The organism is Methanosarcina spelaei (assembly GCF_002287235.1).
In the GTDB taxonomy this organism is placed as follows: Archaea; Halobacteriota; Methanosarcinia; order Methanosarcinales; family Methanosarcinaceae; genus Methanosarcina; species Methanosarcina spelaei.
In genome coordinates, this window is the sequence record NZ_LMVP01000434.1 from 18,900 (window position 1) to 31,087 (window position 12,188).

At 39.1% G+C, this 12,188-nt stretch carries 13 protein-coding genes; 9 read left to right on the forward strand and 4 right to left on the reverse strand.

Annotated features, from left to right (window positions below; all coding sequences use genetic code 11):
* The first annotated feature begins 3 nt into the window (after positions 1–3).
* The 8 genes from ASJ81_RS24265 (at position 4) to ASJ81_RS15935 (ending at position 6,745) form a co-directional block, all read left to right on the forward strand.
* On the forward strand, positions 4–135 hold the full coding sequence (locus tag ASJ81_RS24265; RefSeq protein WP_275112572.1) for a hypothetical protein: 132 nt from the start codon (positions 4–6) through the stop codon (positions 133–135).
* Positions 132–1,037 (forward strand): F0F1 ATP synthase subunit gamma, encoded by a 906-nt coding sequence (locus ASJ81_RS15900; RefSeq protein WP_095645219.1) that lies wholly within the window; start codon positions 132–134, stop codon positions 1,035–1,037. Before ASJ81_RS24265 ends, ASJ81_RS15900 begins: the two co-directional genes overlap by 4 nt.
* A 132-nt stretch (positions 1,038–1,169) precedes the next feature.
* Positions 1,170–2,270, forward strand: a complete 1,101-nt coding sequence (locus ASJ81_RS15905) for a DUF7544 domain-containing protein (RefSeq protein WP_095645220.1) — start codon at positions 1,170–1,172, stop codon at positions 2,268–2,270.
* 1,140 nt (positions 2,271–3,410) lie between these two features.
* Entirely contained in the window at positions 3,411–3,608 is a 198-nt protein-coding gene (locus ASJ81_RS15915) for an MM0924 family protein (RefSeq protein WP_095645221.1), read from the forward strand.
* A gap of 139 nt (positions 3,609–3,747) precedes the next feature.
* A complete protein-coding gene (locus ASJ81_RS15920) occupies positions 3,748–4,632 on the forward strand; it encodes a DMT family transporter (RefSeq protein WP_095645222.1) in 885 nt (294 codons plus the stop codon).
* Positions 4,633–5,160: 528 nt separating this feature from the next.
* Positions 5,161–5,727: a nitroreductase family protein gene (locus tag ASJ81_RS15925; protein WP_095645223.1), complete on the forward strand. Its 567-nt coding sequence runs from the start codon at positions 5,161–5,163 to the stop codon at positions 5,725–5,727.
* 228 nt (positions 5,728–5,955) lie between these two features.
* Positions 5,956–6,168 carry a hypothetical protein gene (locus ASJ81_RS15930; protein WP_095645224.1) on the forward strand — a complete coding sequence of 71 codons (213 nt, stop codon included), beginning with the start codon at positions 5,956–5,958 and terminating at the stop codon, positions 6,166–6,168.
* A 121-nt stretch (positions 6,169–6,289) separates the two neighbouring features.
* A complete protein-coding gene (locus ASJ81_RS15935) occupies positions 6,290–6,745 on the forward strand; it encodes a PPC domain-containing DNA-binding protein (RefSeq protein WP_095645225.1) in 456 nt (151 codons plus the stop codon).
* A 104-nt stretch (positions 6,746–6,849) separates the two neighbouring features.
* Here the strand turns inward: ASJ81_RS15935 and ASJ81_RS15940 are convergent, their stop codons facing one another.
* Positions 6,850–7,239, reverse strand: coding sequence for a transcriptional regulator (locus ASJ81_RS15940; RefSeq protein ID WP_095645226.1), 390 nt, complete (start codon positions 7,237–7,239; stop codon positions 6,850–6,852).
* 894 nt (positions 7,240–8,133) lie between these two features.
* Between ASJ81_RS15940 and eno the strand changes: the two genes are divergently transcribed.
* Positions 8,134–9,420, forward strand: coding sequence for a phosphopyruvate hydratase (eno, locus tag ASJ81_RS15945; protein WP_095645227.1), 1,287 nt, complete (start codon positions 8,134–8,136; stop codon positions 9,418–9,420).
* 57 nt (positions 9,421–9,477) lie between these two features.
* Here the strand turns inward: eno and ASJ81_RS15950 are convergent, their stop codons facing one another.
* From ASJ81_RS15950 to ASJ81_RS15965, 3 genes are all read right to left on the reverse strand, one after another.
* Positions 9,478–9,951 (reverse strand): universal stress protein, encoded by a 474-nt coding sequence (locus tag ASJ81_RS15950; RefSeq protein WP_095645228.1) that lies wholly within the window; start codon positions 9,949–9,951, stop codon positions 9,478–9,480.
* A gap of 908 nt (positions 9,952–10,859) precedes the next feature.
* On the reverse strand, positions 10,860–11,039 hold the full coding sequence (locus ASJ81_RS15960) for a hypothetical protein (protein ID WP_095645230.1): 180 nt from the start codon (positions 11,037–11,039) through the stop codon (positions 10,860–10,862).
* Positions 11,040–11,266: 227 nt separating this feature from the next.
* Positions 11,267–11,971, reverse strand: coding sequence for a class I SAM-dependent methyltransferase (locus ASJ81_RS15965; RefSeq protein ID WP_212556097.1), 705 nt, complete (start codon positions 11,969–11,971; stop codon positions 11,267–11,269).
* Positions 11,972–12,188 lie beyond the last annotated feature (217 nt).

The window sequence follows — 12,188 nt, forward strand, 5'->3', positions numbered from 1 at the left end:
ACTATGGGGAAGCCCGAGCCAGAAGCCAGAACAGACGAGAAAACTGAGTTAGGAACCCGAACTGAGGAAAAACTGAGTAAGTCCGAAGCCAGGACTAAAAGCAAATCCGAGCCTGAGAACAAGGAGAAACCATGACTGAAACCACTCAGAATCTGCACACAAAGATTGATGGAGCAAAAGATCTTCAGTCTGTTGTCCGCACGATGAAAGCTCTAGCAGCATCGAATATAGGGCAATATGAAAAGTCAGTGAGTGCGTTATCCGATTATTATCACACTGTGGAACTGGGTTTGGGCTTATGTTTCAGGAAAATTGCACTCATGCCAGCTGCGCAAGAAGGAAAAACGCAAAAAAATACACGTCTCATCGGGGCTGTAGTTTTCGGTTCGGACCAGGGGCTTGTAGGTCAGTTTAATGATATAATTACCGATTATGCTGTCAAGGAACTGAAAGCTTTACCGGGTAAAGCTCAGGTCTGGGCTGTAGGAGAGCGTGTTTATTCGCGCCTTGAAGATGAAGACTTACCTCTTATTGGACTTTATAATGTGCCAAACTCGGTTAAGGCGATTACCCCACTTATAGCACAAATTCTTGTGGAAAATGAGAAACTACGTAGCCAGGATGAAGATGCCGAACTTCATCTTTATTACAACCGCCACAAAACCAGAGTTACCTACGAGCCAGTTAGCCAGCGATTGCTGCCATTTGATGAAACCTGGAGAGATGACCTGGTTAAACTTTCCTGGCCAACTAAAAACTTGCTTCCTGAAGTAATGGGTGATATCAAAGAGACCTTACGGGCACTCATCAGCGAATATCTTTTCGTTTCGCTTTTCAGGGCATGCGCTGAGTCACTTGCAAGTGAAAATGCCAGTCGATTGGCAGCAATGCAGCGTGCCGATAAAAACATTGAGGAGCTGCTTGATAATCTCAGTGGAGAATACTACCGTGTGCGCCAGAGCGGCATTGATGAAGAGCTGTTTGAAGTCGTGTCAGGTTTTGAAGCTCTGTCCAGATCGCACAGGTCTATCCAGTGAAAAAGTAAAATGAATCGGCAGTTCAGGTCTGAAAAATTTCAAGTTTTCCTGAGATATCTTGAAGTCTGTCTGGAAAATTTCTAATCTAACTATTTTAGATAATTATTTATTTTCTAACGAAAATTCTATATTATGAGCTGGTACGCAATAGACGCAGCAGACAGAGCTGTCTCAAGAACAAGAGAAGCTCTTTTTGAACCTTTTGATTTCTGGAAATGGGCAAAACTCGCAATCATTATTTTTCTGTTAGGCGGGCTTTCTAGTTATGGAAATTCGAGCGGCTACAATATGGCTTCGGAAGACTTAAAAGATAATTTTACTCTTATTGAGCATGGACAGACGCCTGATCTTCTTTTTGACATGTATGATAATGCTTTCAGTAATATTTTTCCGGTCGGTTATATGTATCCGGAGCCACAACTGGCGACTGCAGTCGCAATAGTAATTCTCCTTCTTCTCCTGATTTTCGTTTTTTCATACATTTCCAGTATTATGGAATTTGTTTTTGTGGAATCCCTTGTACGAAACGAAGTAAAATTCTGGGCTTATTCAAGAAGGTTTCTGGGAAAAGGATTCCGCCTTCTACTGGTGCGTTTAGCTATCAGACTGGTGTTTCTTGCACTATTCGGAATATCTCTTCTTCCTCTTATACCTGTTATTCGTGAAACATCCTCAGACTTTACCTGGCCTACCTTGCTTGGAGGAATTCTCTGGATTGTAGGTGTAATTGTTGTGCTCTTCCTGCTTGCAGTTGCGATAGATTCTCTTTTAAGCCTTGCAATTCCGCTTTCCATTTACAGGAATAAAGGAATTCTTTCGGCCTTCAAGCTTGTTTTGGGGAATTTCAGGAAGAGCTGGCGTGAAGTTATAGCTTACTGGTTTGTCAGGGTCGTACTCAGGATAGGAGTAAGCATTATTGCAGTTTTACTTATTGGTCTAATGATACTGGTTTTTGGGATTGCTTTCCTTATTTTTGACACAATCCTGTACTTCCTCTTTTTGTCCTTAGTATCCGACCCCCTTAACTGGATCCTCCTGATTCCTTTTATTGTTGCGGAATTGGTTTTTATCTTTGGAACTCTGTTTTTCCTCAGTGTACCTCTTGCTGTTTTCATGAAATATCATCTGTTGAGTTTTCTTGAAGCCTGGTACGCGGACGCAGAAATTCCCTTCTTTGATATCCCTGTCCCGGAACCTGAAGCTGGAGTTGGTGAACCTGAGCCGACCTTTTGAGCTAAGAGAAAACTCAGGACATTGAGCTGATTCTGAACGAAAAGGAAAATTTAAGGGCTTTAAGGGCTTCTGAGTTTGTTTTACCCGGATGGGGAAAGCTTAGAGCCCTTAACCGTCGTTCCAGCCGATTTTATGGTTTTTAAACAGGATCGGAATAACCTTTAAGTCCGGATCCATATTTTCAGATCACTGTATTGACTATTAGATAGACAGTTAGATAGACAGTTAGATAGACAGTTAGATAGACAGTCAGATAGACAGTCAGATAGACAGTCAGATAGACAGTCAGATAGACAGTCAGATAGACAGTCAGATAGACAGTCAGATAGACAGAAAGAAGCTTGCCGAAGCAATTATGCCGACAATAACAAACAAGGTCTATTTTTTGAATCTTAACTATGGTGTTTACTGTACTTTATTTTACAGCAGAAATACCTAGCAGAAATACCTGAGTCTGCTTTTGTTTTATTTATTTTAGATGTCTTCAAAGGCCTATGTCTGGGCTACGATAATGAGCATGAATATCAGGCATAGGTCACCGACACCGTTAAGAGCCTATCTGAAAATTCTGTTGGTTGTCTTACGTGTTTCGTTACGGGCCAGCTGAAGAAAAGAAAGCGTACCAGTGAGATTGAAAAGAAGCTGCACTGAAAAAAGAGTTTGAAGGCGCCGGCATTAATCGATCGATCTGAGGGTACCTCTTCGGGATGAAGCTATTGCGGAAATAAAAATTAGTCACCTATTGAGATGTTGCGTTTGTGAGCTATGGTGTTGTTTGATCGACTCAGCGGGCCTTCTAAATTATAGATAGAATCAAGTTCATTATATATTTTTTGGATATATTCTATATAGATAAATTTAAACTATTGGGCAACACATTATTCATCAGTGCCTGCCTCTGCATTCTTTGAAATCGTAGATAGTCACAGGTACCATCTAAAATCATTATACATCCTGACATTTTCTCTGGCGCTAATGTATATATTGCCTCACAACGATGCATGTTATAAAAATATTCTCTCAAAAACGTGCCAGTGCATATTACTTTCTAGGTATTGTTAATTAGTTAGTTTAACATATACCCTGAAAATTGTCTCTCCGGACCTTATCCGGAAAAGTACGAATTGGGAGTTGAGAATTATGAAGCAGGAATTCATTGAGAAGTATTATCTGGGTAAAGAAGTTGAAATCGATCTTGGGGGAAATACCACATACAGAGGAATTGCTGCCGAATGTAATGACGGGGTCCTCAGCCTTAAGTGGACTATAAAAGAAGAAGGCTACACACATATCGATATCGAGAAAATCGCTGCAATGTGGAGAACACTGAGAAAGTAATGAAAGCAATAAGCTATTTCACTTAATCCTTTTTTCTCTTTTTTTTCTTTTTTCTTTTTAAAAGTTTGTTTTAAAACCTGTGGTCCCGTATTTTTCTACGCCCAAAAAATATATATTCACAAGTTTTTAATTATCGATCATGCCAGTACAGAAAAATTCTTTAAATCCATACTTGGAAGTTGTAACTGGCAGCATAATTTATGGCACTATCGGAGTTTTTCTGGATAAGATTCAGGGTATGTCAACCGGATCTATCCTTTTCTCCAGGCTTTTCTTTGGTCTTTGCATTATTTTTATTTATCTGCTGTTCAATCGAGGACTCGGACAGCTTAAACCCCATAGGAAAAAAAGATACCTTCTCCTCCTGGGCCTTTTGAATGCGATAACAGGAATTTGTTATTTTTCATCCATCCGGTACAGTGGAGTTTCGGTAGCTGTCCTTCTGCTCTATACAGCTCCGGTGTATGTTAGTTTGTTTGCTCCGTCGGTTCTCGGAGAACACAGAAACAGTAACAGTTTTCTACCTCTTTTGCTTGCAACCGCAGGGGTTTTACTGATCGCACGTCCAGGTGAAATTCTTGGACAGTCAGGCCCTGAGTTCCAGAAAGGCCTTCTTTTCGGGTTACTGTCAGGTCTGTCATTCGGTGTAAACATAATAACAATCCGATATCTTAAAGATGATTATTCAGGAATATCCCAAACCTTCTGGCTTACAGGAATAAGCCTTCTCTTTATGCTGCCGTCCGCACTCTCAACACCAATTGCTGTTTTCGTTAAAAACCTTGACATCCTGCTTCTCTTCGGCTTAACTATTACGTTCGCTGCTGTAATTTACCTTAGAGGGATCTCAGGAATCAGGGCTCAGACAGGAAGTATTCTTGCCCTTGTCGAGCCCGTTTCCGGAATTTTCTTTGACGTTACTGTCCTGAAAAACCCGCTCTATATTTCTACTTTTCTTGGGTGCCTTTTTATTCTCACAGCAGCTTATGTAATAAGCAGAAGGGATGGGTTAGGCCTGAAATAGAAGAACAGAATGTAGAAATTTCCTCTTGGAAATATATTCTCTTGTAAAGATTTTCTCTTGTAGAAATTTCCTCTTGTAAAGACTTTCTCTTGTAGAAGTTTCCTTTTTAGAAGTCTCCTTTTATAGAATTCTTGTCTCAAAATAAGAGAAAAAGCAACCTAAAACAGAGGTTTTCAGTAGTTTCCAGTATAATTTCTGTGTTATGCCCAAAAACTCTTAGTTAAAATTCCTCTTTTTACTATAATGGTTCAAAAAGCACAGGAAAAGATCGACAACACAAGTTTGAAAGTTAAGAAAGGGAATTTGTGGCAGTTGCCGGACCATTGAACCCATAGGCTGTCCTAAAATTCAAACAATTTCTACAACTGGATGTGAGCAACGTTAACTTTGATTCTAAAAACTACCAAATCACATAAAGAATTTTTATATTTAATATGTTTAATTGAGGGTCAGTGGTAAAAATAAATCACGTTAGTTGTCCAAAGGCCGGCAACTCTTGTAAACCAAAACTAAAGAAAGGGTGCTTTGATGATTGTCAATGAAACTTTAAAAATCATTAAACAACGCAGGAGTATCAGAAGCTTCAAAGATGAACAGATCAAAGAGGAAGAATTACAGGCTGTACTGGAAGCAGGGCTATACGCTCCTAACGCTGGGGGTCAGGCGTGGCATTTTACAGTGATTCAAGACACAGAATTACTGAACAAACTGAATATCGCAGCTAAAGAAGCCGCAAAACATCACGGTTTGGGACATTTAAAAGAACTAGGAATCGATGAGACGTTCAATTGTTTGTATGGTGCACCGACACTTGTCATTGTCTCTGGCAATGAGCAGTCACCCATACCTCTTGACGCAGATTGTGCCGCAGCTACTCAGAACTTGCTACTAGCCGCAGAGTCAATTGGGCTGGGGTCATGCTGGATTTTCTTCGTTCTATTAGCGTTTTATTCGTCACAAGGCCCCGAATTGCGAAAGGAACTGAAAATACCTGAGGGATACAAGCCTTACTATTCGGCTGTATTTGGGTATAAGAAAGATACAATTATCTATGTACCTGACAGGAAGCCTGACCTTATAACGTATATCAGGTAATTTTCTGAAAAAATGTTTTTGTTTGCTCTTGAAGGTGTAGGAGACTATTCTTTATTCATTTTATATAATTTTTAACAATATGTCCAGAATCAAAATTTTAGGACACATTTCAGGCAAAAGCACACTGATGCACCTGATAGGGCATGAACACCCCAAATTCTGGAACGTCTCTGATAGACTGTAAAGACATAACAAATATGTCGGATAAAGAACGTTCTGATATGCGAAATGGAATGCTGGGGTTTTGTCTTCCAGTATCATCACCTGTTCCAGGACTTTACGGCTCTGGAAAATGTACTGATGCCGACTCTTGATTGCAGGAAAAAGCAGGCAAGAAGAATAGGAAATTGCCGAAAACCTCTTAAAGAGGTAGTACTTGAAGACCGAATGGATCAAAAGTTCGGCAACCTTAAGGAAGGCAAAACCAGAGGGTTTCGGTAGCAAGGGCACTTAGCTGTTCTCCTGCAATCGTGCTGAGGGACAAGCCTGCAACCTGGCCTAAAAGCTGACGGAATTATCAGGTTTGCGGACGGAAAAATTACAGATCAGTGAGGATAAAAAGATGGAATATGCAAAAGGAAGAATAGGCAGAGTATTTACCGTAAGGATTGATTATGGAGATGACCTGATTCTGGAACTAATTAAACTTGCTGAACTGGAGCGCATCGAATCTGCTGTTTTTGTGCTGTTGGGCGCATTAAAAGAAGCAAAGTTTGTCGCAGGCCCGAAAGAAAATGTAATCCCTCCGGAACCTGTATGGTCCGGCTTTGATGATGCACATGAGATTCTTGGAATTGGAAACATTTTTTTAATGGACGGAAAGCCTAAGATCCATCTGCATGCAGGCGCAGGCAGGGGAGACAATGTAAAACTGGGGTGTTTGAGAGGAGAGAGCGAAGTTTTTATGGTAGTTGAGGCTTTTGTCTTCGAACTCGAGGGATTTTCTGCCAGAAGAATTACAGATGAGGAACAGGGTTTTGCTCCTTTAGTTTTTGAGCAGGTTTCGGATCTGAAATGATGTTCTGATAAAACAAGAATTATATTCAGGTCTCAAAAATTTGGGTATAAAGATGATAATTAAAAGTATAGTTTTACAAAATTATCTGGCAGTCTTCCTCAAACTTAGTTTTGAAATGTTGTCTCCAGTTCTCGAAGCCTTTTCAATGCAATTATTTTTTCCTCGTTATCTTTTAAAAATTCGTCTTCAAGGGTTTTTACAATCTGCGGGAAGGGCAAAGTTAACTGGTAGTACTTTACGGGTCTGCCTTTTCCTTTATTCTTTTTTTCAGACCTTTCTTCTACCCAGCCTTTTTCACGCAGGGGGCGCATGGCTACGCTTACTTCAGGTTGTCTAAGCCCTGATACAAGTTCAATATTAAGGGATCTGAGCTCATTGCAGTCTTTCAGACATACGATCGCGGTTGCCTCTGTCCTCGGGAGTCCCAGGCTCTGGAGCATGTCAATTATTGAATACTCTTTTTCGGTTAAATTAACTGGAGAATCGTCGGTCATCGAATGTGAATAATACTTTCAGGTTTATATATTTTATGTAGATAAAATTGTTTTTTTAAATAAACTGAGTATTGTTAAGGAGTAAAACAGCTATCACATCCTTTTAATAACTTTTTTGGAAAGTTTGGATATAAATACTAGTATTGGCAAGTCCCCGGAAAAAAACCGATTTTGTAAAAACCGGTTTTGTGATTCTGACCAAAACATTTAAAGCTAGTGTATGCAGGAAAATGGACATTTCTGAAATTCTGGAAGCCTGAGTTAAGGGTTACAAAACAAGAAAATCTCTTGCAAACGCTCGAAGTGTAATACTCCTGAACTCATATAGTTAAGGATGCAGATACTTGAGGCAAAAGTGTTTCGAGATTCGGGAACTTAATATAGTCTTCATTTATTAATAGGGTTTCTTATGAGGTAATAGCGTAAAACTTAATTAAAATTATTTCCGTTAACCGGATAAAGAATTAAATACAATTCGGACATCTAACGGTTAAGTTAAGATTAAGTCTCGAATCAAAGTTAAGCTTCATAATTGATGGTAAGCTTCAAAATTAAGAGTAAACTTAGAATTAAGAGTAAGCTTTGAATTAAGGATAAGCTTCAAAATTAAAGTTAAGCTTTGAATTAAGGATAAGCTTCAAAATTAAAGTTAAGCTTTGAATTAAGGATAAGCTTCAAAATTAAAGTTAAGCTTTGAATTAAGGATAAGCTTCAAAATTAAAGTTAAGCTTTGAATTAAGGATAAGCTTCAAAACTAAAGTCAAGTTTTGAACTAAGGATAAGCTTCAAAATTAAGGTTAAGCTTTGAATTAAGGATAAGCTTCAAAATTAGGGTTAAGCTTCAAATAACAGAATATATCTATAGATAGATCAGAGATTAAAAAGGGTGAAATAATGTCGTATATCGGTCTACAGCAGGATTCTGGAGAATATAAGATCCAAAAGATACACGCTCGGGAGATCCTGGATTCGAAGGGAAATCCCACTGTTGAAGTTGATGTGTTTACGCCGAAAGGATTTGGCAGAGCCGGTGTTCCTTCAGGGGCTTCTACTGGTACGAACGAGGCCCTTGAACTGCGGGATGCAGACCCTAATAGATACGGAGGAAAAGGAGTTCTCACTGCAGTAAAGAATGTGAACACCATTATCCAGAAGGAATTGCTGGGGCTTGATGTGCGAAACCAGCGGGAAATCGATGAGCTGATGATCGAGCTCGATGAGACCGATAACAAATCAAACCTGGGGGCAAACGCAATTCTTGGGGTATCCATGGCCGTTGCAAAAGCTGCTGCGGATTCCCTGAATGTTCCTCTCTATCGCTATTTAGGAGGTTCAAATGCGTTTACTCTTCCGGTGCCCACAATGAATGTCCTTAATGGGGGCAAGCATGCAGGCAACGATCTTGCAATTCAGGAGTTCATGATTCAGCCCAAAGGTGCAGAAACCTTTTATGAAGCTCTCCAGATGGGTGCCGAAATTTATCATATTCTTGGAAAAATACTGGAAAAAAAATACGGCCGGTCTTCTACTAATGTGGGCTATGAAGGAGGATATGCCCCTAAGATGAGCGAGTCAACCGAAGCCCTTGATGCCCTTGTCCAGGCTATTGAGGAAGCAGGTTACACTGACACCGAGGTTACAATCGGGCTTGATGCTGCAGCCTCCGAGTTTTACGAAGATGAAACATACACAATTGACGGAAAGAAACTCTCTGCTCCGGAACTGATGGATTACTACGTAGAACTTGTGAATTCCTATCCTATCCTTTCCATTGAAGATCCCTTCTATGAGGAAGCCTTTGAGGACTTCGAAGCCCTGACCAATGAGCTCTGGGACACGATTATTGTCGGTGACGACCTTTTTGTTACAAACATTGAGAGGCTTTCTAAAGGCGTTGACATGGGAGCAGCAAATGCACTTCTCTTAAAGGTCAACCAGATCGGATCCCTTTCCGAAGCTTTTGATGCTGCAAATATGGCTTCCAGAAACGGCTATACCGTAATAGTAAGCCACCGCTCTGCCGAAACCGAAGACACAACAATTGCAGACATCTCAGTAGCTATCGGAGCTGAAATGATCAAGACCGGAGCTCCGGCCCGTGGAGAAAGGACTGCTAAATACAACCAGCTTCTTAGAATAGAGGAAGACCTGGGTGAGGTTGCACATTACGTGCAGCTCTAACCCTTTTAGTTTTCCATTTAATCATTTTTTAGCTTTCTTCTTTTTAATGATTCGGTTTCATAATTTACAGTTATCCCTTACAACCATAACCGGAACCTTTGAGTGACGGACCATCTTTTCTGCAACGCTGCCAAGAAGCAGCTTGTCCAGTCCTGTTTTTCCAAGAGTGCCCATAACTATAATATCCATTTTTTCCTCTTCGGCATACCGGATCAGTTCTTCCGAGGGGTTGCCTTCAAGAAGGACGGGCTCCACATTGATTCCTTTCTTTTCTCCCAGGCTTTTTACAGAGTTTACAGCTTCATGTCCCTGTTTTTCCCATGCTTCATGTATTGATTCCCAGTAAGGGTCCAAACTCATAGGAAAGGAATCCCCGTTTATAGGAACCAGGTAATCCGTTGACACCACATAGACTGCATAAATCTTTCCTCCACTCAACCGGGCAAGTTCAATCCCTTTTTCAGCAACCAGTCCGGAGCAGGCCGAACCATCGGTTGCAACCATTATTTTCTTAAAATTAATAGCTTCCATATAAAACCGTGTTGAAATACGTGGATTTCCTAAATTAGACTTTTGGAACGCTGCAGAAAAAATCTGTAAAACCTGAAAAGCCGGATTTCTTTTTCAAGCCTGCAAGCTCCCTAAACTCTGGAATCACCATATACTTGATCAAATTTTCGAGGGATTTTACCAGGCAAGCAGGCCTAAAACCAACATGAAATCTCAAAAAAATGCTGAGTCTTCGCGGTTTTGTACAGATAATTTAATATAAATTTATCCCAATATTATAATAACAGGGGTATATAAAGTGTCAGAATATTGGGATTGGGAGAATGAACAATTAGCAGAGATGGCAGAAAATCTGTTCCTGGTAAGGATTTTTAACTTGAGCAACATCTCCTTACTGTGCTCAATATTGTCCACATGGAAAGCAACATTACTTATAATGTTTCTCCTAGGGTACGACCCCTACTCTTTTCTGGATATATAATATCCTACTCTTTTTTGGAGATATAATATATACAAAGAGACCTCTTTGATGGACTTCTCTCTGATGGACTTATACTGGTTCCGTCTCATTTTTCGAAAGAAAAAGAAAAGACACGCCAAGAAAATTCAAGTTAGGGAAGTAGAAACCAAGAAGATTCAAGTCAAGGGAGTAAAAACTAAGAAAGTTCAAGTCAAGGAAGTAAAAGCCGAGAAAAGAAAAACCAAGGAAATACAAACCAAAAAAGGACAGCATAAGTCTAACTCAACCAAACCAGCTTAAGAAAAGCCTGACAAACAAGAGAAAGAAAAAGCTTTAAAACCTGAAAAGCCGGACTCTCTTTCAAGCCTGCACGCTCTCTAAACTCTGAGGTCGCTAAAACCAATCTCAAATCGTCAAGGAAGCCTTAAACTGACATACAGGCAAAAATCAATATATACACCTATAAAATTTAATGTTCTCTCTGGATCGGTTTATCCAGAAGTTCTTCAATTTCTTTAAGTCTCTTGCTCTCAGGTGATGATCCTGCCTGATCGTCGTACTTTTTTGCGTCGATCATAAGCTTGATGAGTTTAGATAACAATCGCAGGCTCTCAGGAGAAGCTTCCAATGTAAGAGAGAAATTATCCATAAAAACAAGTCCTTTTTTATTTTCCCATATTAAGTTATTTTTAGTTTATAATTCTTTGTTATGAAAATTAGAAACAGTGTCCTTTGTGGACAGGTTTTACTGTAAGACCTATTGACAAACACGAAACAAATATACAGACCTTAACACACGACCGCTAATAGTGGAATGTTTAAGATAAACGGATCCAGGAAAAATATGGAGGAGAGATTTTTAGCGAAGTATTAAAATTAAACTTTTCCTATGTAGCTACGGGTTATATTGGGCAATATTATTTTATTATCTTTGCTGTACTTCATGAAGAGTTCAGTTAGTGCTTTAACAAATTCCTTATAATTAGAATCCGTACTTTTTGGGGCATAAGAGGCTGATAAATTTCGCCCTAGAAAATCATCTAAATTATACTCCAGGTCATTTTGAAACGTATGATATTCATATTTTCCATCACGAAAGAATTGTTCAAATTCCTCTGGAGTCTCCTCGATTCCTCCGCTAAAATCATTAAATGAAGGACAAAGATTTTTACATATTTCTGCATTCTCTAAAATCATCTGGCTCGATGAATCCCTACTATTCCAAACAAGTGCTACATTTAAATTTGGTTTTAATATTCGTATGCATTCATTTTTGAATTTTACTTTATCAAACCAGTGAAAAGCTTGTGCAACTGTTATTAAATCAACACTCTTACTTCGTAAACCTGTATTTTCAGCAATACCTTTAATTGAAACAAATTTTGGATGATTCTTTAGTCTCTTTTCTGCAATACTTCTCATATCATCATTTGGCTCAACTGCAATTACCTTTAAACCTTTCTCAAGCAGTTGTTCTGTCAAAATACCTGTACCTGAACCTATATCAGCAACTGTATTATTAGAAGTAAGATTGTTATACGAAACTAAATAATTAATATATTCCTTCGGATAACGGGACACAATTCCATAATCTAGTGATTTCTCTTATTGTTCTTTCCTCAAACCTACAATTTTCTCTGCTGACTACCTCAAAAAGCTGCAATAATCTTGAAAAACAAATTCTTTGGCATTTTTGCCAAAGAATCAGTTTATTCATTAGATATTTTTTTTGATTATTTTATCTAAAATCAATACGCTCCGCTACTTTCTAAAGTTAAACTTTTATCAAAATAGCTTA